Raw genomic sequence first — 19,614 nt, 5'->3', positions numbered from 1 at the left:
CCCCGCGAAGAGGCCGGTGCAGGCTACGAATAATCAGCGGTCACCATACATCCAGCGCATCAACGAATGCCGGCCAGCAATCCCCAGCTTGATCGCCGCCCGGCGCAGGTAGCTTTCCACCGTATTCACCTTCAACGCCAGCCGTTCGGCCTGCTCCGGCGCGGTATGCCCGGCCAGCAGGCCCAGGCACACCTGGCACTCACGCTCGGACAGTTTCAGCCCCGACTGCGCCAGGCGGTCGAGAAAGCGCTGCTGCAGGCTCTCTGTCGCACTGCGCTCAGGGCCGGGCTTCAAGGCAGCGATGTGTTTTTCGAGCATCGGCAGCAGCAGCGGCGAGATGTCATCCAGCCGGCTACGCTCGTGCGCCGAAAAGCTGTACGTAGCGCCACCGCGCAGAACCTGGATCTCAAACCGCGAATCGCCCTTGCGGCGAATCAAATGCAGGCGCGACGGGTCGGTGAATCCGGCTTCCAGGCATTGATCTGAAGAGAACACCGTCTCATCGATCAACGCTGCATCCGTGTTGGCTGCGGGCAGTTGCCGTATCTGTGTGGCATCGATACTCAGATGCGCGTGGATCAGGTCGTGCAACATGCGTGGGAACTGGCGGCTGCCGGTGCTGGCAATCACTTTGCCGATCTGCGGGTAGAGCAAGTGCGAATTCATCGTGTCATCCCTGAGGTGTCGAGGTGCAGACTCCCACCGAATTGCCGGCCTGCATCCTGGGCCTGTGGCGGGAGGTGGTTCATATCCTAGTACAACGAATGAGTGACCGTTAAATGAAGTTGGAATAGTGGCAGAATAATGGCTGCCAGGCGCGGGCATCTACTGCGGCGCGGGTTGTCGGGTATGATGCAGCCCCATCTTTTTCACGAGGCCTGCCCCATGTCCCTGAGTGCTGAACAGATCGGCGAATACCGCGCCTTTGCCGAGCAGTTGGCTGATGCCGCTGCAGCGGCGATCCAGCCGTACTTTCGCGCCAGCCTGGACGTGGAGGACAAAGGGGGGCGCCTGTACGACCCGGTGACCGTGGCCGACAAGGCGGCCGAAGACGCCATGCGTGAACTGATCCAGGCCCGCTACCCGGCGCACGGCATATTGGGTGAGGAGCAGGGCGTGGCGCTTGGCAGTAGCCCGCTGACCTGGGTGCTGGACCCTATCGACGGCACTCGCGCCTTCATCACCGGCCTGCCGCTGTGGGGCACGCTGATCGCCTTGAACGATGGTACGCGCCCGGTGGTGGGTGTGATGAACCAGCCGTTCACAGGCGAACGCTTCATCGGCACCCCACAGGGCGCCTGGCGCAGTGGTACGCCGTTGAAGGCCCGGGCCTGTGCAGACCTGGCCGCGGCCACGCTGATGTGCACCACGCCAGACATGTTCGACACGGTTGAGCGCAAGGCAGCCTTCGAAGCGGTGGCCGGCAAAGCGCGCCTGATGCGCTACGGTGGCGACTGCTACGCCTACTGCATGCTGGCGTCGGGCTTTGTCGACGTGATCGTCGAGGCCAGCCTGCAACCGTATGACGTGCAGGCGCTGATACCGATCATCGAAGGGGCGGGCGGGGTGATCACCGCCTGGGATGGCAGCTCGGCGCAGCACGGCGGGTGTGTGGTGGCCTGTGGTGACCCGGTGTTGCATGCGCAGGTAGTGGAGATGTTGCGTCACGCCATGTGATTGTTGTGTTTTGGCAGGCCTCTTCGCGGGCAAGCCCGCGCCTACAGGTTATCCACTTGTAGGAACGGGCCTGGCAACATCGCACTTTTTCTGCTTTCCGGGCTCTATGCATGGCCAGGCCGCGCCGATCCCCAGCGCCGCCGCCGATTTCGACCCCGGTGCCGATGGTTGCAACCACATCTCAAATGCTCCCGCGCCTGCTGCTGGCAGGCGCACTGATCTGCCTCGGCGCTTGCACCCAGCAGCAAGGCCAGGACATTGTCAGCCAGTTCGGCAACGGCAAGCCCAGCGAGCTGTTCCAGACCAGCGTGGATCGCATGGCGACGCTGGCCATGCGCGACAACCTGCAAAGCCTGTACCTGCTGATGAACAAGCTGTACCTGCGCAACCCCAGCCAGTGGAAGATGTCTGGCTACCTGGATGCCGCCACCGCCGAGCGGCAGATCCGCATCGCCATCGAACAGCGCCAACCCTTGGCCCAGCTGGGCAACCGCCGCGACCTGGCCGCGTTGAGCTATGCCCTGAGCCCGGAGTTTCGCGGCGACCGGGTGGGCGCGTTCATCTACGCCATCGGCAGCATGCTGGTCACCGCGCACGGGGGGCGTACCGAGTTCTACATGACCGACACCATCGACCCGCTGTTCGTCAACAACGCGGCGCGCAACATCGAGAAGGCCACCTGGATGCTGAGCCAGCGTCAGGATGCCAACGGTGTGTTGCTGCTGTTCTCCAACGAGATATCGGAAGAGGGTAGCAACCTGAGTTTTGCGGTGGAGTTCGGCAAGATCGTGGCCCGCCTGGATTTGCTGGCGCAGTTGCTGGATGAGCGTTACCGGCGCATTGGGCTCAACTATGCGCAGAGCTTGTTGTTGATGAACTTCTTGCCGGTGCAATAGGCTGCACACCCGCACAATTGCGTATCGCGGTCGTGTTGTAGGAGCTGGCTTGCCTGCGATCGGCTGCGCAGCAGTCGTAAACCCTGTATTCGCATTCCGCCTGGCACTGCGCAAATACCGATTTTACGACTGCTTCGCAGCCGATCGCAGGCAAGCCAGCTCCTACATGCCAAGCCCAGGCAGGCGTCGCGGTGCCCTCAAAGCAGCGCCTGTATCGCTCGACGATAACGCTGCCCCGCCAGGCTCATGCTGTTGTTGTGCGTGGCCCCCGGCACCAGCAGCAAGGTCTTGGGCTCCTGCGCGGCCTCGAACAGCTGCTGGCTAAAGCGCGGCGGCACGAAGCGGTCGTCCAGGCCGTGCACCAGCAACAGCGGCAGGCCGACGTCCTTGATCTTGTCCAGCGAATCGAATTTCTGCGACAGCAACCAGCGCACCGGTAGCGTGGTGTCGGCCACTGCGGCAGCGACATCGCCAAGGGAGGTGAAGGTCGATTCGAGGATGAGGCCGCGTGCCGGCGCTTGGGCACCGTCTTTCTGCGCCTGGCGGGCCAGCTCGGAAGCCAGCTCGACCGCCACGGCGCCGCCCAGGGAATGGCCGAAGATCAGGCGCTTGTCGGCATCCGGTTGCAGCTGGGCAAAGCGCTCCCAGGCAATTCGTGCATCTTCATACACCGTTGCCTCGGACGGCAGGCCGCCACGGCTCTGGCCAAACCCGCGGTAATCCACGGCCAGCACCGAATAGCCCATGGCATGCAGCTGCTCGATGCGGAACAGCTGGCCGGTGAGGTTCCAGCGCACACCGTGCAGGTACAGGATGGCCGGCGCATCAGCGCGCCGGGCGGGCCACCACCAGGCGTGCAGGCTCTGGTTGTCGGCGAAACTGCGCGGGCGCAGGTCCAGTTCCTGCACGCCGCTGGGCAGGCCACGGAACCAGCTGGCCTGGCCGGGCTCGATGCGAAATACCAGCTCGCGCTCTTTATGCTGCAGCACGGCGCAACCGGAAGGCAGGCCGATGACCAGCAGGCTGGCACACAGCCAGGTGAGCCAGCGACGGCGCAGGTGGTTAAGGAATAGGCTAGGCATGTGGGGTTTTTTAACAGATGCCTAAGGCTTGATGTCGGAAAAGTTACCGAACGGACGAGGCGGGATTGTTACGAGAGGTTAAGCAACGGGGCCGCAGCGCGGCCCCGTTGACGGTTCAGTGTGCCCGAGCAGCGTTCAAGGCGCCGGCGCGGGTAATGCGCAGGGCCACCAGGCTGCCCAGTACGATCAGCGCGGCCAGCGAGTACAGCGCAGCGTCGGTCGAGCCGGTCTGGTCCTTGATGAAACCGACCAGGTACGGGCTGAGGAACCCGGCCATCTGCCCCACCGAGTTGATGATTGCCAGGCCGGCAACGGCGGCACTGGCGCTCAGCAGCGCCGTCGGCATCGGCCAGAACATCGGCAGGCCGGTGAGGGCGCCCATGGTGGCGATGGACAGGCCGAGGATGGCGATGGTCGGGTTGGCGGCGAAGTTGACCGCGATCAGCAGGCCCAGGGCGCCCATCAACATCGGTACCACCAGGTGCCAGCGGCGCTCGTTGCGCAGGTCTGCCGAGCGGCCGCAGAGGATCATGAACACACCCGCCAGCAAATACGGAATGGCGCTGAGCCAGCCGATCAGCAACGGGTTGTCAAAGCCCATGCTCTTGATGATCGACGGCAGCCAGAAGTTGATCGCGTACACGCCGCTCTGGATGCAGAAGTAGATAAAGCCGAAGGTCCAGATCAGCGGGTTGGTCAGCACGGCCAGCACGCCGTCACCACGGGTGGCGGGTTTGCTGGCGGCGTCGGCCTTGAGGTCGGCCTCGATCAGCTGGCGTTCGGCTGGGCTCAGCCACGCGGCTTTCTGGTAACCATCACTGAGCATGCCAAAGGCCAGCACGCCCAGCGCAACCGTCGGCAAGCCCTGGATCAGGAACATCCACTGCCAGCCGGCCAGGCCATGCTGGCCTGCGGCGAAGTGCTCGAGGATCCAGCCGGAGAACGGCCCACCGAGCAGGCCCGACACCGGGATCGCCGACATGAACAAGGCCATGATGCGGCCACGGCGGTCTGCCGGGAACCAGCGCGAGAGGTACAGCACCACGCCGGGGAAGAACCCGGCCTCGGCCGCGCCGGTGAGCAAACGCAGGGTGTAGAACTCGGTGGGGGTGGTGACGAACAGCAGGCAGGTCGAAAGGCTGCCCCAGGCGATCATCATTGCCGCAATCCAGCGCCGCGGGCCGAAGCGGTTGAGCGCCAGGTTGCTCGGCAGGCCGCAGAGCACGTAGCCGATGAAGAAAATCCCGGCGCCGAGGCCGTAGACGGTTTCGCTGAACTTGAGCGCGTCGAGCATCTGCAGCTTGGCGAAGCCGACGTTGACGCGGTCCAGGTAGTTGAAGAGGTAGCAGATGAAAATGAACGGGATCAGCCGCAAGGTGATGCGCCGGTAGAGCGCGTTGCGGGTGATGTCCGTGCCTTGGTCAGGGGCGGGGCTGTGTGCCATGATCGGGTTCTCTGTTGTTATGGTTGTCGCCGCGTCGCCTGTGCCGGCGCTCGCCCTGACGAGTCTCGGGGAGTGCGACGCGCCTGTCTTTGTGCTTTTGCACAGCCATGGGCCTGGCCTGCTGTGCCGAGGTACAAAGCCTACCACCCACAAGGATCGCTGAATGTTCGAACTCGACCATGACCTGGCGCAGGATATCGTTGATCGGGCGATGGCCATCCTGCCGTGCAACGTCAATGTCATGGACAGCCAGGGGCTGATTCTGGGCAGTGGCGAGCCGGAGCGCATCAATACCCGCCACGAAGGTGCGCAGCTGGTCCTGGCCAATGGCCGCATCGTCGAACTGGACGTGGACGCCGCCAAATGCCTGAAAGGCGTGCAGCCGGGGGTCAACCTGCCGCTGATGCTCGATGGCCGGCTGATCGGCGTACTCGGGCTGACCGGCGACCCGCAGCAGATGCGCACCTATGGCGAGCTGGTGCGCATGACCGCCGAAATGCTGCTTGCGCAACGCCACTTGCAGGTTGAACAGCAATGGCGGCGCCAACGTTGTGACGACCTGCTGGCCCTGCTGTTGGGTGGCACGGGTGACTCGCCGCGGCTGCTGGATGAAGCGCAGCAACTGGGCTTGAAGCCGCAGTTGCCACGCATTCCGTGTTTGTTCGAACTGTACGCAGGCCCTCCCGCCGAAGCGTTGGCGGCCTGGTTGCTGAGCCGCTACCCGGACAGCTGGTGCGTGAGCCCCGCGCGGGATTCGCTGCTGTGGTGCCGCCCGGCCGGGGTGGTGCTGGACGAAGAGCGCCTGTTCGAACGCGTGCAGCGCGCTGGCTGGGAGATCGAGCGCCTGGCGCTGGGCAGCCCGGCGCAGAGCCTGGAGCAATTGCGCCGTGGCTACCGACGTGTCCGCGACTTGCTTGCCTATGGCCGTGAGGTGTTGCCCAACGAGCAGCTGCTGAGCCTTGCCCGCTACCGCCTGCCGGCCTTGCTGTGGCGCCATCGCAATGAAGATGCGCTGGATGAGCTGCTGGAACCGCTGCACCGTATTCGCGCCAAGGATGCCACCGGGCAATTGCTCGCGACCTTGCGCGCCTGGTGTGCACACGACGGCCAGAGCCAGGCCTGTGCCGATGCCCTGGGCATCCACCGCAACAGCTTGCGCTACCGCCTGGAGCGCATTGCCGAGCTGGGTGAAGTGGACCCGCTGCGCATGGAAGGCATGTTGAGCCTGTACCTGGGCTTGCAGCTGTTGCCTGCCGATTGACTGCCGGCAAAGGCATTTGCCCAAACAACCCGTCGGCGCTTTTGTGCATCCGACCGAGGCCCTTGCGCGGCGCAGCTGTCAGCATGCCGGTCATCTGGACAGGAGAATCCCCATGAAGATCGTCATCGCCCCCGACTCGTTCAAGGACAGCCTCGACGCTGCCGGCGTCGCCCGTGCCATCGCCACTGGCCTTGCCGACGCGTTGCCGGCTGCCGAACTGGTCGAGTGCCCCATGGCCGATGGCGGCGAAGGCACCATGGAGGCGATTGTTGCCGCCAGCCACGGCGAACTGCGCCGCCTGAACGTGCGCGGGCCACTGGGGCAACGTGTCGAGGCCGGCTGGGGTTGGCTGGCCGAGAGCCGCACGGCCATCATCGAGATGGCCCAGGCCAGCGGCATTCAGCTGGTGCCGAGTGCGCAGCGTGATGCCTGCCGCAGCACCACCTGGGGCACTGGCGAGCTGATCGCGGCTGCGCTTGCTGCGGGCGCGCAGCGTATCGTGCTGGCGATTGGCGGCAGCGCCACCAACGACGGCGGCAGCGGCATGTTGCGGGCCTTGGGCCTGCGCTTGCTGGATGCCGATGGCCAGGCGCTGGAAGAGGGTGGGCTGGCCTTGGCCGGTTTGGCGCGCATCGATGCCAGCGGCCTCGACCCGCGCTTGGCGCAGGTGCAGGTCGAAGTGGCGGCCGACGTCGACAATCCGCTGTGTGGGCCCAATGGCGCCTCGGCGATTTTTGGACCGCAAAAAGGCGCCAGCCCGCAGCAGGTGCAGGCGCTGGATCAAGCGTTGGGGCACTTCGCTGACCACTGCGCGAAGGTGCTGGGCAAGGATGTGCGTGAGCAGCCCGGCAGCGGCGCAGCCGGCGGCATGGGCTTTGCGGCCAAGGCCTTCATGGGCGCGCAATTCCGCCCGGGGGTTGAAGTGGTGGCCGAGCTGGCCGGCCTCGATGCGCTGGTACAAGGCGCCGACCTGGTGATCACCGGCGAAGGGCGCTTCGACGCCCAGACCTTGCGGGGCAAGACACCGATGGGCGTGGCGCGGGTCGCCAAGCGCCACGGCGTGCCGGTGGTGGTGCTGGCAGGTACGTTGGGTGAGGGGTATCAGCAGCTGTATGCACACGGTATCGATGCAGCGTTTGCCCTGGCCAGCGGGCCGATGACCCTGGAGCAGGCGTGTGCCGATGCGGCGCAGTTGCTGCAGGCACGGGCCGGTGATATCGGCCGGGTTTGGCGTTGTGCTGGGAAACCTTGACCCAGTTGGGATTTTGGGGGCGCTATGCGCCCCTAGGCCTCCCGTTCTACTTGCTGAAACCCAGATCGCGATTTGCCTGGCTGAGCCATCAACAAGCCCAGCGCCAGCAACCCCGCTGCAGCGCCCGCCAACGGCAGGTAAACCAGCCCAACCCGTTCAATCATCAAGCCCCCCAGCGCCCCGCCTAGCGCCGTGCCGAGGTTGAATGCGGCTATGCTCAACCCAGAAGCCACACCGGTAGCATGGGGGGCCAACTGCCTGGCAAGCCCAAGCAGGCGCAGGGTCGACAGGGTGACGATGGCAAAGAAGACTGCTCCCAGCACGCCAACCAGCAGCACCACCGCCCACGCGTGTTCACGGCCCAGGTAAAGCAGTGCCAGGTTGGCAGCCAGCAACCCCAGGGCTATTTTCAGGCAACGCCCGGCTTCGAAGCGGTCGGCCAGAACGCCACCCAGCACGTTGCCGAGCATGGTCGCGGCACCGAACATCAACATTGCCAGGCTCAACAACCTCACGCCGCCTTGCGTCACCTGCAGCAGAAACGGTGACACATAGGTCAGGAACGAAAAGGTTGCCACGCTCACCAGCATGGCGATGCCGGCTGCCGCCAGCAGCGGCCGTTGCATCAGCGCAGCCACGCCTGCCAGCCGACCGCCAGCGGGCAGTGGCGCCGCCGCTTGCCGGGGCATCAGGCGCACCAGCCCGAGCAAACTGAGCAAGCCCAGCACGCCCAGCGCGACGAAGATGGCCCGCCACGACCACAGGCTGCCGAGCAACGTCCCCAGGGGCACACCCAGGGCCAGCGCCAGGGTCAGCCCCAGCCACACCAGCGACAAGGCGCGGCCTGCGCGGGGCGCATCGACCAGTTTGACCGCCACGTCGGCCGCGACCGCCATGAAAACGCCATGCGCCAGGCCGATGACGAAGCGGACAAGGTTCACTGTCCACAACTGCTCGGCCCAGGCGAACGCCAGGCTGCCGACGGCCAGCACGGCCAAGGTCAGCGACAGTGAAGTACGGTCTCGCCAGTTGAGCAGCAAAGCGGTCAGCAGTGGCGCGCCGATGGCCGCGCCCAGGGCATAGGCCGCGATGGCCGAGCCGACGGCGGTGGTCGAAGTACCCAAGTCTTCGGCCATGGCCGAAACCAGCCCTGCCACCACGAACTCCGAAAGCCCGAAGGTGAAGGTACACAGGGAAAACACATAGATGACGGTTGGCATGGGGTGAACGTAATCCTTACAGGTTCAAGGGCGCTGTCGCCACGTGGTGGCGTCAAGGCTCACGCGCAGCGCAAGTTCCATGGCCTGATCGCGATTGAGCCGCGGGTCGACCTGGCTCACATAGCGCCGGGCAAGGTCAGCAGGTTGCAGGTCAGCGGCGCCGCCCAGGCATTCGGTGACGTCGTCACCGCTGGCTTCCAGGTGCAAACCGCCCAGGGCCGAACCATGGCGAGCATGCACAGCGAACGCGCCGGCGACCTCTGCGAGCATGTCGTCGAAGGCGCGGGTCTTGGTGCCGCAGGGCAGGGTGCGGGTGTTGCCGTGCATCGGGTCGCACAGCCACAGCACCTGTGCACCGGTTGCCTGAACCGTTTCGATCAGCGGCCCCAGGTGGTCTTGCAGGTGGGCAGCGCCCAGGCGGTGGATCAGCGTCAGCCGGCCAGGTTCGTTGGAGGGGTTGAGCCGTGCGATCAACCGCGGTAGCTGCTCCGGATCGGTATCAATACCTACCTTCACCGCCACCGGGTTGGCCAGCCCGCGCAGGTACTCGACATGTGCACCGTCGGGTTGTGCGGTACGCAGGCCGATCCAAGGGAGGTGGGTGCCCAGGTTGAACCAGTCGCCATTGCTGTGTTGACGGGTCAGCGCCTGTTCGTATTCCAGCAACAGGGCTTCGTGGGACACGTACAGCTCACGGTGCAGGAATTCGCCCGGCTGGGAGCCTGCCAAGGTGCGCATGAAACGCAGGGTGCCATGGACTTCTGCCAACAGCGGGCGAAGCCGCTGCTGATCCTGCGCCTGTACGAGCCAGTCGAGCGGCCAGCATTCGGCGGGCAACAGGTTGTCGATGCCCTGCGCCTGCAGCGTGTGCAGGTGTTGCAGGGTCAGCGCCGAGTGGGCATGCGCCTGCAACAGGCGCTGCGGGTCAGGCCGACGCGCCTCAGGGCTGAAGGAATACTGGTTGACGATGTCGCCGCGATACACCGGCAGGCTCACGCCATCACGCTGCTCGATATCACTGGAGCGAGGTTTTGCATATTGCCCGGCGAGGCGACCAATCTGCACGATCGGCAGTTGCAGGCCGTGCATCAGTACCTGGCTCATCTGCTGCAGCAGCGCCACTTGCCGCGTGCTTTGCGCAAGATCGTTGTGCTCGAAGCGCTCGGCGCAGTCCCCCAGTTGCAGGACGAACCGCTTGCCCTGTTGGGCCTGGGCGAGCAATGCCTTGAGCTGCAGGATGCGCTCCGCGCCCAACAGCGGCGGGCGCAGTGCAAGCGCGTCGAGTGCCTGGCGCAAAGCGTGCGGGTCGTCATAGCAGGGTTGTTGCAGGGCAGTGCAGCTGCGCCATGAGTCGATCGTCCAGGTTGCCTGGGCGTCCGCCACTGCGGCGGTGGGGGTCAGCATGGTGTGTCTCTCCTGAGAGGTGCTTCGCTTGATCTGCCTGGGGAGCAGCTGGCGGCGATAGTGCGCAGGGCGGACACGGCTTGGGAAATACATTAAATATCTTTGTCTGATATCTCACCGGGTTTGCGAGGTGAATCGACGCTAAAGACCAGAAAATACCCCCGTACCAATCAGAATAAACCGGGTTATAGTGTTGAATAATACTTTTGAACTATCACCGCCGGGTTCAAATAAGTATTTTACTTGGGCCGGGCACTCGCCAATTCTCTGCGCTGTTTATTCGAGAGGGCGAGTCGATGTTAGTTCACAGCGACCAGGATTACGGCGTACTGAAGGACGCGGAACGCGAGCTTCAGCTGCAGGCGGGGCACATTCCCGACGCCGCATTTTATGAACGCAAGTTGCAAGCAGTATGGACGCGAGCACAACACAGCGCCCACTACGCACACATAGGCCAATACAGTTACAGCGCGTTCAAGCACTTGCCACCGACGGCCAAGGGCTTACTCAAAAGCCAGCCGCTGAACTTCTGCACGGTCGAACTTGGCGAGGCAGCGAAGTATTACGCGACCACCGGCACGACCGGCGAGCCGACGCCGACGCCGCGGTTGAAAGAGGACATCATCTGGAACGCCGTCAGCGTCGCCAGCCACTGGCGCGCCGTGCTGCGCCCCGGTGCGCGGGTGGCCAACCTGATGCCATCGGACATCGTCCCGGTCGGCGACCTGATCGCCAACGTCTGCGAATACCTGGACGTTTCCCACGTGCGCCTTTACCCGTTCACCACCGGTATTACCGACTGGGAGCGGGTGTGCAAAACCTTCGATACCTATAAGCCGACGGTGCTGTTCATCGCCCCCGGCGTTCTGGTGCAACTGACCCGCTACCTGAAACAGCGTGAAATGCTGCAGACGTTCGCGGGCTCCGTGCGCGCGATCATGTTGCTTGGCGAGGTCAACACCCAGCCGTTCCGTGAGCGCCTGGCGCGGTGGTGGCGGTGCGAGGTGTTCGACGCCAGCTACGGCAGTACCGAAACCGGTACCCTCGCGGCAGTGGGCGAAGACCTGCACATGCGCCTGGCCACCGCCACCAATTACTTCGAACTGCTGCTGCCCGATGGCCGTCTGGTCACCCCGGCTGAAGGCCTCACGGGCCGGCTGGTGGTGACGCCGCTCAACCTGTATGCCCGGCCGCTGTTGCGCCTGGATACCGGCGACAGCGTGACCATCACCACCCCCTGGGAGCCGGGCCGGGCCAGCCCCGGCCTGCTGATCAACGGGCGCGACAGCGACAGCATCGTGGTTGGCGGTGTAGCCCTGGAAATTCGCGCGGTCGAGGAGGTGGTATACGGCGCTTGCGATGCCACCGGCTATGTCATCGAAGTGGATCGCCAAAGCGACAGTGCTGCGCTGATTCTGGAGCGCGATGTTGGTTGGGACATCAGCCAGGAAGCCCAGCTGCAGGCCGATTTGCTGGAGCGGTCCGAGCAGCACATGGGGCTGCGCTGGAGCCGGGTGCTGTTCGTCAACAACCTGTCGGCGCTGAACAAGAGCGGTGCATCGCAAAAGAGCTGGAAGAAGACCAACCTGCGCTTTGTCGGTGACCAGCAATGATGCCACCGCGGTTTCCCCAAGGGCAGGGCCTGGGCAACGGCCAGCCGGATTTGTGGTGCACCTATGCTGCGATACGCACCTTGGCATGGGTCGAACGGCTCGACCAGGCCGACGCACCGGCGCTGCAGGCGTACATCCAGTCACGGCGCAACCGAGATGGCGGCTTTGCCTGGAGCAAGGGCATGCCTTCGGATGCCTGGGCCACCTTCTACTGCACCGAAACACTGCACGACCTGGGCGTTGCAGTGGAACGCCGTGACGAGACGGCGGCGTGGCTGCATACACTGTTCGACGGCGACGCCTACGCCATGTGCCCGGGGCAGACGGCCGACGTCTGGGCCAGCCACTATGCGCTGCGGACCTTGATCGAAGTTTGCCAGGGCCAGGTGCTGGACACCAAGCGCCTGTACGCCTGGCTGGAGGGCCTGCAATGTGCCAATGGCGGCCTCAGCTGGTCCGCCGATTTTGCCCGGCGCAACCTCGCCGATACCCGCGCCTGCTTCTATGGTGTGATGGCCGCCCGCGCGCTGCAACGCCAAGGCTTGCCGGCCCCCCAATGGGACCTGCCACGGTTGATCGGCTGGTTGCAGGCGCAGCAGATGGAGTGTGGCGGTTTCCGCTTCAGCGAAGCGGCACAAGTACCCTGCCTGTGGGCGACCTATCGCGCCACGGCCAGCCTCGCGGCCCTGCAGGCGCAGCCACTGGGCCGCCGGCGCTGCGCGGAATGGATCGACAGCTTGCGCGGCCCGACCGGCGCCTTCGTGCGCTGGGCAGGTTATGACGGTGAGGATGTCTGGGCAGCGTTCTGTGCCGTAGGGTCACTGAAGGCCATGGGTGAGCCGATGGCGCAGCTGGCTGACGAGGTGGCTGCCTTCGTTGCAACCTTGTCGATGCCCCAGGGCGGCTACACCTATCGCTTGGCTGACACCGCGCACGACGTGCTCACCACTGCGGCTGCGCTGCTGGGTGAAAGTCTGCCGGCGGCGCAGCGCGATGGCGCCTTGCGCTGGATCGAAGGCTGCCAGATGCCCAACGAGCCGGGGATCATGTACATGCCCGGCCGGGGCGCCGAGGTGCGCTGCACCAATTGGGGCCTGGCCGCCGGTGCCTTCGTTGGCAGGCCTGGGCCGCGCCAGGCAATCGGCCACTGGCTGGCCTCGCTGCAGAACCCTGATGGGGGCTTCGGCTTCTGGGAGGGGCGCGGTTCGGACATGGTGTCTACCGCCTCGGCCGTGGCGATCCTGCGCCAGTTGGGCGACAACAGCGGTGTCGATCGGGAGGCTCTCGAAACCTACGTGGCCAGCTGCCGGCAGGTGCAGGGTTATGCATCGTTCCCGCGTGGCGAAACTTCATTGCGCGCCGGCCTGCAGGCACTGGCGTGCCTCGCCTACATTGGCCACGACGTCACGCAGGCAGCCACCGAGCTACTGGCCGCCTACAAGGTGCGGCAGGGTGGTTTCGCCAACCAGGGCCAGCGCATTCCCGACCTGCTGAGCACCTACCAGGCCGTGGCACTGGCCGCTGACCTCGGCCTGACGGTGGACCTGCCGCATTTGCGGTACTTCCTCGACAAGGTCTGCGGCCCCGCGGGCCACGCCTGGTCACCGCTGTTCCTGCAAGGGGTCGATGCCTTGTCGGCCTGCCTGGGCCGCCTGCTCGAGGCCTTTGCCGAGGGCCGACAGCAATGCCTGCCCAGTTTGCAGTTGTCGTAAGGACCTGACATGCCAACCCTCAATGTTTCCAGCGCAGCGCTGCAACCGCTGGCGCGCAAGCGCCTGGCCCTGGCCTTTACCCGGCTGCTCAAAGCCCTTGGCGCAGAGACTGCTCACTGCATGGTGTTCTTCAACCCGTTGCCGGAGGCGTGCGTGTTCAGCGCCGGCATGCCGCTGCCGATCACCGACCACGATGGCTTGCCGGCGCAGTTCCATGTGCGCATTACCCTGGCTGCGGCGCGCGACCGGCAGGCCCACCAGGCGCTGGCCGAAGGGCTGCACGCCTGCCTGCGCACGCACTACCCCAACGCCTTCATCTACCTGCATTTCGACCCGATCCTGCCCGAGCACGTGTTCTTCAGTGCCGGCGCGGAATTGATCAACGCTGCCCACCCACAAGGAAAGACCGGCTCGTGAACGACCTCAGCATTGAACAGCGCATTCGTCAGACCCTCGCCCAGTTGCTTGGCGATGAGGTCGACGCAATCGACAAGCGCGACAGCTTCCGCGACTTCCTTGGCGAGCGCTTCGACAGCCTGATGGCCGTCGAGGTGATTACCGCCATCGAGGGCTGTTTCGACATCGAGGTGGATTACCTCAGCGACGATGTGCGCTTCTGGTTTGAAACCCTGGAAAAAATGGAGCAATTCGTCGGCCAGAAACTGGAAGATCAACTGACCCTGCAGGCCACCGAGTGAGCGCCGAACATCTGTTTACCACCTCCGGCTCCACCGGCGCGCCGCGCCAATGGCTGCGCAGCGTGGCGCAGATGGAGCGCGAGGCAGCCTTGATCCTTGGCCGCTGGGCCCCGGATGCACGGGAGATTTTCTCCTTTGCGCCGGCCAGCCACAGCTACGGGATGATCCTCGGTGATGTCGGTGCGCGGGTGTTGAACGCGCACCTGCACACCTGCTCGTTGGAGCAGCAACGGCTGCCTGCCCTGGATGGCGAGTGCCCGTGCGTGATCCTCGCCATTGCCAGTACCTGGCGTGTGCTGCCGGCGCTGCTGGCCAAGCTCTCGGCGCGCCGTGCGGTGCTGGTGGTGCACAGCGCCTCGTTGCTGCCACCGGACGCCCTGGCCACTGTGCAGCGCCATGCCGGGCCACGCGTGCGCTTTGTCGAACTGCTGGGCTCCACCGAAACCGGCGCCATGGCTTACCGCGAGCTGCAGGCACATAGCAGCCCGGAGCAGGCCTGGACGCTGCTCGACGATGTCACGTTGCTGAGCACGCCAGGCCAGCCGCGTGCACTCGAAGTGGCCAGCCCGCGCATCGCTCGCGAGCACGGCCAACCGCGCCCTGCGGCCACGTACTGCTGCGATGACCAGGTGCTGGCCCTGGATGCACGCCGCTTCACGTGGCTGGGCCGGGCGAGCAGCCTGATCAAGGTCAACGGCCTGCGTGTCGATCTGGCTCGCCTGACCCGCGACCTTGGCCAGCAGCTGAACTGCCCGACGCTGGCCTGCGTGGCGGTGCGTGATGCGCTGCGCGGCGAAGCGTTCGAAGTGCTGTTCAGCTCCGTCACGCTCAGCGAACGCGCGGTACTGGATGCGTTCAGGCAACTGCCCCCAGGCCATCCACGGCCCGTTGCCGTGCGCCGCGTCAGCGACCTGCCTTTATCCGCCACCGGCAAGCCAATGCCGTGGGCGGCCACAACGACTGTCAAGGAATACACCCATGACCCACGCTAATACCCAGGACACCATCACCCAGTACCTCAGCAACTGCGGCGCCGATGCCAGCCGCGGGCGCGAGCAGCCCGAATACCTTGGGCTGAGCCTGCGCAAGCGCCACGAATTGCTGCAGCGCACCCCCGCGCTGGCGGCCGACTGGGCGGCCCAGTACGGCCACTGGTCGGTGCATGCCGACAGCCACTACCGTTGCCTGACCAGCACCCGCGAAGCCCTGGCGCCGTGGTACCGTCTGGGCGTCAAGGACACCGTCGACGTCGCCGGCCTGCCGACCCGCCTGGGCCTGCGCAGCTACCGCCACTACCCGCAGCGCAGTGCCGAGGCGCTGACCTTCCTCGACCCGCGCATCGCCCTGACCAGCAAGGTTGCCACCACCGAGCTGAACATCGCCTTCGGCGCCGGCTGCCGTAACCCGCATTTCCCGAGCATCGACCCGTCCGGCTCCAGCACGGGGTCTGCGGTTTCGGTGGCGGCGGGCCTGTGTGATATCTCGCTGGGCACCGACGTGCTGGGCTCGGTACGCTGGCCGGCCTCGCACTGCGGCATGGTCGGCCTGCGCATGACCCAGAAGGCCGCGAGCCTGGCCGGGGTGTTCCCGTTGTCGCCACGCATGGATGCACTGGGCTGGGTCACCCGCAGCGCAGACGATCTCGATGTGCTGTTCCCGCTGCTGGGGCTGGAGCCGCTGCTCGGCCAGCAACAACCCCTCAAGGACCGCTACCGGGTCGCCATCCTGGAGCACGCGCTGGACCCGGCGCTGACCAGCCCGGCAATGCTCGACATGCTCGGCCAGGCGCGTAGCGCGCTGGCAGACCTGGGCATGGCGCCCGGTGAAGTCGCCATGCCCGAGCTCTGGGCCTGCCGCGGTGACGCCTGGCAACTGTGCGCGCGTGATGCCTGGCTGGCTTCGGCGGCTTGGGCGCGGCGCTTCGACTGCGAGCTGCACTGGTCCACGCTCAGCGCACTGCAGGTAGGCGAGGGCGTCAGCGACAGCGACTACCAGCGCATCCACCAGCGCATGGACACCCTTCGCGGCGGTATCGACGCCTGGTTCGACCAGGCCCAGGTGGACTTCGTGGTGTTCCCCATGGACCCTAACCGGCCGTTCGACCGACGCAACCCGCAGCCAGGCGACTCGACCATCCCGTCGCCGGCCGAACCTGGCTATGAACAGAAAATCAGCTTCACCCCGCTGGCCAGCTTCAGCGGCCTGCCGGCCATCACCGTGCCGATCTGCCTGAGCGCCGACGGCAAAGCGCCGCTGGCCGTGCAGATCATGGGCCGTCGCGACAGCGAGCGGCAGCTGCTGGACATCGCCAAGCGCCTGCAAGCCGTCACCGGCCTGCTGCCAACCCGCCGTCTTCAGGTTTAAGGAGCGCAGCATGTGCGGAATCACAGGCTGGGTGGACTACACCCGCGACCTGGCCCAGGCCACCTCGGCGCTCGGCGCCATGACCGATACCCTGGCCCTGCGCGGGCCGGATGCCAGCGGCAGCTGGCTGCATCGCAATGCCCTGCTGGGCCACCGGCGCCTGGCGATCATCGACCTTGGCGGCGGCGTACAGCCGATGACCTACCGCTGTGCCGGCGGCGAGGAAATCGCCCTGATCTACACCGGCGAGGTCTACAACCACAACGCACTGCGTGAGCAGCTACAGAAGGCCGGCCACCCGTTCCATACCCGCAGCGACACCGAAGTGGTGCTGCATGCCTACCTGGAGTGGGGGGAGCAGTGCTGCGAGCACCTGAGCGGCATGTTCGCCTTCGCCGTGTTCGACGGGCGCGACGGGCACTTCCTGCTGGTGCGTGACCGCCTGGGGGTCAAGCCGCTGTATTACGCCCGCCATCAGCAGGGGCTGCTGTTCGGTTCGGAGGTCAAGGCCATTCTGGCGCACCCGGAGTTCACCAGCGCGCTGGATGTGGTCGGCCTCGTTGACGACCTGAGCTTGTCTCGCGGCACCGTGCGCACAGCCCTGCGCGGGGTCAGCGAACTGCCACCGGGGCATCGTCTGTCCTGGCGGCCCAACGGGCAGCCGAAGCTCAGCCGCTACTGGCAGTTGCAGCGGCGCGAGCATGCGGATGATCTGGCCACCACCGTGGCGCGCACCCGGGAGCTGCTCGGTAATGCGCTGGGCGAGCAGTTGCATGCCGACGTGCCGGTCTGCTCGCTGCTGTCTGGCGGGCTGGATTCGACCATCCTCACCGCCATGGCGCAGCAACGGTTGCAGGCGCAGCAGGGTGGCGCGGTCAATTCGTTCTCGGTGGACTTCGTCGGCCAGGCCGAGCAGTTCCAGAGCGACGAATTCCGGCCGGAGCGCGACCAGCCCTACGCGCTGGCGGCCGCCGAGTACATCGGTAGCCACCACCAGACCATCCTCATCGACAACCGCGAGCTGGTCGCAGGCCCCGCACGCAGGGCGGTGTACCGGGCCAATGACTCGGCGGCCACCTTCGGCGACGTGGACACCTCGCTGTATCTGCTGTTCAAGGCCATCCGCGGGCATTCCACGGTAGCTATCTCCGGCGAGGCGGCGGACGAGGTATTTGGCGGTTACGCCTGGTTCCGCGACCCGCAGGCCATTGCGGCGCAACGCTTCCCGTGGCTTTCGCGCATGCAGTTGCTGCAGCCCGAACTGATCAACCCCGATTTCAACCGCCAGTGCAACTTCGTTGATTACCAGAGCAGTTGCTATCACCAGGCGCTGGACAGTGTCGAGCACTTGCCAGGTGACAGCCCGCAGGAACGGCGCATGCGCGAGCTGTGCCACATGCACCTGCAGCGCTGGCTGCCAATCCTGCTCGACCGCAAGGACCGCTTGAGCATGGCCGCCAGCCTGGAGGTGCGGGTGCCGTTCACCGACCATCAGCTGGTGGAGTACGTGTACAACGTGCCGTGGGCGATCAAGGGCAAGGACGGCGAAGAAAAATGGCTGCTCAAGCAGGCCTGCAAGGACATCTTGCCGCCGGCCGTATTGCAGCGGCGCAAGAGCCCGTACCCGACCTCGGCCAACCTGGCCTACGAACGGTTCCTGCGTGAGCGTGCCCAGGGCTTGCTGGCAGAGGCCGGCAGCCCGGTGTTCGCGGTGATCGACCGGGGCCGGCTGGCGGCTGAATTGCGCCATGCGGAGGGTTATTTCAATTCGCAGCTGCGCCGCAACAACCTGGAGACGGCCTTGGCGCTGGATGCCTGGCTGCGCGAATACCGCTTAACGCTGTAGTTCGCGGTTGTCGCTACCATCCAGCATCACCGGGTTCTGGATGGTGTCGGCATAGCGCCGCGGCGCGCCCAGGTCGAGCATGGAAATGAAACTGCCCAGGGCCGGGGACGCGTTCTGGATGTTCCAGTTCATGTACAGGCCCATGGTCGGCGTAGGCTGGTCCTTGATCGGCCGGATCGGGCGGAACTGCACGCGGTCGCGCAGGGTGGAATAGGCGATCGACTCCGGCACCAGGGCCACGCCGAAGCCGCAGGCCACCAGGCCGATCAGGGTATGGATCTGCGCCGCTTCCTGCACCACCTTGGGGTAGAAACCGGCCGATTCGCACAGGGCGATCAACTGGCTGTGGTAGCCGCTGCCCAGTGCCTGCGGGGTGAACACGAAGTCCTCTTCGGCAAAATCGCGCAGGTCGACCACCGGCTGCTGCGCCTTGGGGTGGCTGGCGGGGAGGGCCATGACGATCTGCTCGTTGAGCAGTAGCCGTGATTCGATGGTGTCCGGCGGCATCGGCAGCTTGCGCATGAAACCGATGTCCGCCTCGCCAGCCATCAACGCCTTGGCCTGGGAAGCCGAGGGCATTTCGCGGATGGTCAGCCGCACGTTCGGGTAGATTTCGCGAAATTTTTTCAGGGTATTGAGCAGTGACTCGTAGTAAGCGATGGAAATAGCGGTGATGGTCAGCTTGCCGCAGATCCCTTCCGAGACGTTGCGCGCGTACTCGATGCCTTGCTCCAGCTCCTTGAGCGTGCGGTAAGCGGTTTCCAGAAACGCCATGCCGGCCGCGGTCAGCTTGACCCCCCGCTTGTTGCGCAGGAACAGGCTGAAACCCAGCTTCTCTTCGAGTCGGTTGATCGCCTGGCTCAGGGGTGGCTGCGCCATGTGCAGGCGAATGGCTGCCTTGTGAAAGTGCAGCTCCTCGGCCACGGCAATGAACTGCCTGAGCAAACGTGTCTCGATCATGCTTACGTTCCTTCATCGAGTCGAACGGGCGCCAGGAAGGCGTTTTCCGGCGGCCGACCCTGCAAGGCGGCCATCATAGTGCGTGACATCGCGGCGACAAAGCCTCTGCTGCCATCGCCTTTTGTAGGGCATCACGCGGGTGGCTGGCGTACATCGGCATGTGGCGGGTTTCAGGTGATATCTCG

Annotated in this window: 17 protein-coding genes; 11 read left to right on the top strand and 6 right to left on the bottom strand. The window is 65.3% G+C overall.

Going from position 1 to position 19,614, the window contains the following annotated elements; translation table 11 throughout:
* Positions 1–33 precede the first annotated feature (33 nt).
* Complete coding sequence (locus ACNQPL_RS17795) at positions 34–666, bottom strand: helix-turn-helix transcriptional regulator (protein WP_416467421.1); 633 nt, start codon at positions 664–666, stop codon at positions 34–36.
* 219 nt (positions 667–885) lie between these two features.
* Here ACNQPL_RS17795 and hisN point away from each other — a divergent pair, with 219 nt between their 5' ends.
* Together hisN and ACNQPL_RS17785 are read left to right on the top strand one after the other, a co-directional pair.
* A complete protein-coding gene (gene hisN / locus ACNQPL_RS17790; RefSeq protein ID WP_416467420.1) occupies positions 886–1,677 on the top strand; it encodes a histidinol-phosphatase in 792 nt (263 codons plus the stop codon).
* Between the two features lie 185 nt (positions 1,678–1,862).
* Positions 1,863–2,573, top strand: coding sequence for a hypothetical protein (locus ACNQPL_RS17785; protein ID WP_416467419.1), 711 nt, complete (start codon positions 1,863–1,865; stop codon positions 2,571–2,573).
* 197 nt (positions 2,574–2,770) lie between these two features.
* On the opposite strand, the gene ACNQPL_RS17780 is transcribed toward ACNQPL_RS17785, so the two are convergent.
* Positions 2,771–3,655, bottom strand: a complete 885-nt coding sequence (locus ACNQPL_RS17780; protein ID WP_416467417.1) for an alpha/beta hydrolase — start codon at positions 3,653–3,655, stop codon at positions 2,771–2,773.
* A gap of 115 nt (positions 3,656–3,770) precedes the next feature.
* Complete coding sequence (locus tag ACNQPL_RS17775; RefSeq protein WP_346613271.1) at positions 3,771–5,099, bottom strand: MFS transporter; 1,329 nt, start codon at positions 5,097–5,099, stop codon at positions 3,771–3,773.
* 163 nt (positions 5,100–5,262) lie between these two features.
* On the opposite strand from ACNQPL_RS17775, the gene ACNQPL_RS17770 reads away from it, so the two are divergent.
* Together ACNQPL_RS17770 and ACNQPL_RS17765 are read left to right on the top strand one after the other, a co-directional pair.
* On the top strand, positions 5,263–6,360 hold the full coding sequence (locus tag ACNQPL_RS17770) for a sugar diacid recognition domain-containing protein (RefSeq protein ID WP_346613272.1): 1,098 nt from the start codon (positions 5,263–5,265) through the stop codon (positions 6,358–6,360).
* A 112-nt stretch (positions 6,361–6,472) separates the two neighbouring features.
* Positions 6,473–7,612, top strand: a complete 1,140-nt coding sequence (locus tag ACNQPL_RS17765) for a glycerate kinase (protein WP_416467416.1) — start codon at positions 6,473–6,475, stop codon at positions 7,610–7,612.
* Between the two features lie 32 nt (positions 7,613–7,644).
* Here ACNQPL_RS17765 and ACNQPL_RS17760 read toward each other — a convergent pair whose 3' ends face one another.
* Positions 7,645–8,832 (bottom strand): MFS transporter, encoded by a 1,188-nt coding sequence (locus ACNQPL_RS17760; RefSeq protein WP_416467415.1) that lies wholly within the window; start codon positions 8,830–8,832, stop codon positions 7,645–7,647.
* 24 nt (positions 8,833–8,856) lie between these two features.
* Complete coding sequence (locus ACNQPL_RS17755; protein WP_416467413.1) at positions 8,857–10,236, bottom strand: 3-deoxy-7-phosphoheptulonate synthase class II; 1,380 nt, start codon at positions 10,234–10,236, stop codon at positions 8,857–8,859.
* A gap of 296 nt (positions 10,237–10,532) precedes the next feature.
* Here ACNQPL_RS17755 and ACNQPL_RS17750 point away from each other — a divergent pair, with 296 nt between their 5' ends.
* The 7 genes from ACNQPL_RS17750 to asnB are packed head-to-tail and all read left to right on the top strand — an operon-like array spanning position 10,533 to position 18,469.
* The gene (locus tag ACNQPL_RS17750) at positions 10,533–11,849 is read left to right on the top strand and encodes a phenylacetate--CoA ligase family protein (RefSeq protein WP_416467412.1); all 1,317 of its coding nucleotides are present in this window, start codon (positions 10,533–10,535) and stop codon (positions 11,847–11,849) included.
* Positions 11,846–13,561 (top strand): prenyltransferase/squalene oxidase repeat-containing protein, encoded by a 1,716-nt coding sequence (locus ACNQPL_RS17745; RefSeq protein ID WP_416467411.1) that lies wholly within the window; start codon positions 11,846–11,848, stop codon positions 13,559–13,561. The genes ACNQPL_RS17750 and ACNQPL_RS17745 overlap by 4 nt, the downstream gene beginning before the upstream one ends.
* Positions 13,562–13,570: 9 nt before the next feature.
* A complete protein-coding gene (locus ACNQPL_RS17740; RefSeq protein WP_416467410.1) occupies positions 13,571–13,978 on the top strand; it encodes a hypothetical protein in 408 nt (135 codons plus the stop codon).
* Positions 13,975–14,259, top strand: a complete 285-nt coding sequence (locus ACNQPL_RS17735; RefSeq protein WP_416467409.1) for an acyl carrier protein — start codon at positions 13,975–13,977, stop codon at positions 14,257–14,259. The genes ACNQPL_RS17740 and ACNQPL_RS17735 overlap by 4 nt, the downstream gene beginning before the upstream one ends.
* Positions 14,256–15,251, top strand: a complete 996-nt coding sequence (locus tag ACNQPL_RS17730) for an AMP-binding protein (RefSeq protein ID WP_416467408.1) — start codon at positions 14,256–14,258, stop codon at positions 15,249–15,251. The genes ACNQPL_RS17735 and ACNQPL_RS17730 overlap by 4 nt, the downstream gene beginning before the upstream one ends.
* Positions 15,238–16,623, top strand: a complete 1,386-nt coding sequence (locus tag ACNQPL_RS17725) for an amidase (RefSeq protein ID WP_416467407.1) — start codon at positions 15,238–15,240, stop codon at positions 16,621–16,623. The genes ACNQPL_RS17730 and ACNQPL_RS17725 overlap by 14 nt, the downstream gene beginning before the upstream one ends.
* Before the next feature lie 10 nt (positions 16,624–16,633).
* Entirely contained in the window at positions 16,634–18,469 is a 1,836-nt protein-coding gene (asnB, locus tag ACNQPL_RS17720) for an asparagine synthase (glutamine-hydrolyzing) (protein WP_416467406.1), read from the top strand.
* Here the strand turns inward: asnB and ACNQPL_RS17715 are convergent.
* The gene (locus ACNQPL_RS17715; RefSeq protein ID WP_346613283.1) at positions 18,458–19,429 is read right to left on the bottom strand and encodes a LysR family transcriptional regulator; all 972 of its coding nucleotides are present in this window, start codon (positions 19,427–19,429) and stop codon (positions 18,458–18,460) included. The genes asnB and ACNQPL_RS17715 overlap by 12 nt on opposite strands.
* Positions 19,430–19,614 lie beyond the last annotated feature (185 nt).

It is taken from the genome of Pseudomonas sp. LFS044 (genome assembly GCF_047978245.1).
Taxonomy (GTDB): domain Bacteria; phylum Pseudomonadota; class Gammaproteobacteria; order Pseudomonadales; family Pseudomonadaceae; genus Aquipseudomonas.
The sequence above is the reverse complement of the archived record's forward strand: the minus strand, read 5'-3'. Positions and strand labels throughout refer to the sequence as shown.

Excerpts from the sequence above, each read along its gene's own strand:
- ACNQPL_RS17795 (WP_416467421.1), bottom strand. The coding sequence starts at position 666 with ATGAATTCGCACTTGCTCTACCCGCAGATCGGCAAAGTGATTGCCAGC.
- hisN (WP_416467420.1), top strand. The coding sequence starts at position 886 with ATGTCCCTGAGTGCTGAACAGATCGGCGAATACCGCGCCTTTGCCGAG.
- ACNQPL_RS17785 (WP_416467419.1), top strand. The coding sequence starts at position 1,863 with ATGCTCCCGCGCCTGCTGCTGGCAGGCGCACTGATCTGCCTCGGCGCT.
- ACNQPL_RS17780 (WP_416467417.1), bottom strand. The coding sequence starts at position 3,655 with ATGCCTAGCCTATTCCTTAACCACCTGCGCCGTCGCTGGCTCACCTGG.
- ACNQPL_RS17775 (WP_346613271.1), bottom strand. The coding sequence starts at position 5,099 with ATGGCACACAGCCCCGCCCCTGACCAAGGCACGGACATCACCCGCAAC.
- ACNQPL_RS17770 (WP_346613272.1), top strand. The coding sequence starts at position 5,263 with ATGTTCGAACTCGACCATGACCTGGCGCAGGATATCGTTGATCGGGCG.
- ACNQPL_RS17765 (WP_416467416.1), top strand. The coding sequence starts at position 6,473 with ATGAAGATCGTCATCGCCCCCGACTCGTTCAAGGACAGCCTCGACGCT.
- ACNQPL_RS17760 (WP_416467415.1), bottom strand. The coding sequence starts at position 8,832 with ATGCCAACCGTCATCTATGTGTTTTCCCTGTGTACCTTCACCTTCGGG.
- ACNQPL_RS17755 (WP_416467413.1), bottom strand. The coding sequence starts at position 10,236 with ATGCTGACCCCCACCGCCGCAGTGGCGGACGCCCAGGCAACCTGGACG.
- ACNQPL_RS17750 (WP_416467412.1), top strand. The coding sequence starts at position 10,533 with ATGTTAGTTCACAGCGACCAGGATTACGGCGTACTGAAGGACGCGGAA.
- ACNQPL_RS17745 (WP_416467411.1), top strand. The coding sequence starts at position 11,846 with ATGATGCCACCGCGGTTTCCCCAAGGGCAGGGCCTGGGCAACGGCCAG.
- ACNQPL_RS17740 (WP_416467410.1), top strand. The coding sequence starts at position 13,571 with ATGCCAACCCTCAATGTTTCCAGCGCAGCGCTGCAACCGCTGGCGCGC.
- ACNQPL_RS17725 (WP_416467407.1), top strand. The coding sequence starts at position 15,238 with ATGACCCACGCTAATACCCAGGACACCATCACCCAGTACCTCAGCAAC.
- asnB (WP_416467406.1), top strand. The coding sequence starts at position 16,634 with ATGTGCGGAATCACAGGCTGGGTGGACTACACCCGCGACCTGGCCCAG.
- ACNQPL_RS17715 (WP_346613283.1), bottom strand. The coding sequence starts at position 19,429 with ATGATCGAGACACGTTTGCTCAGGCAGTTCATTGCCGTGGCCGAGGAG.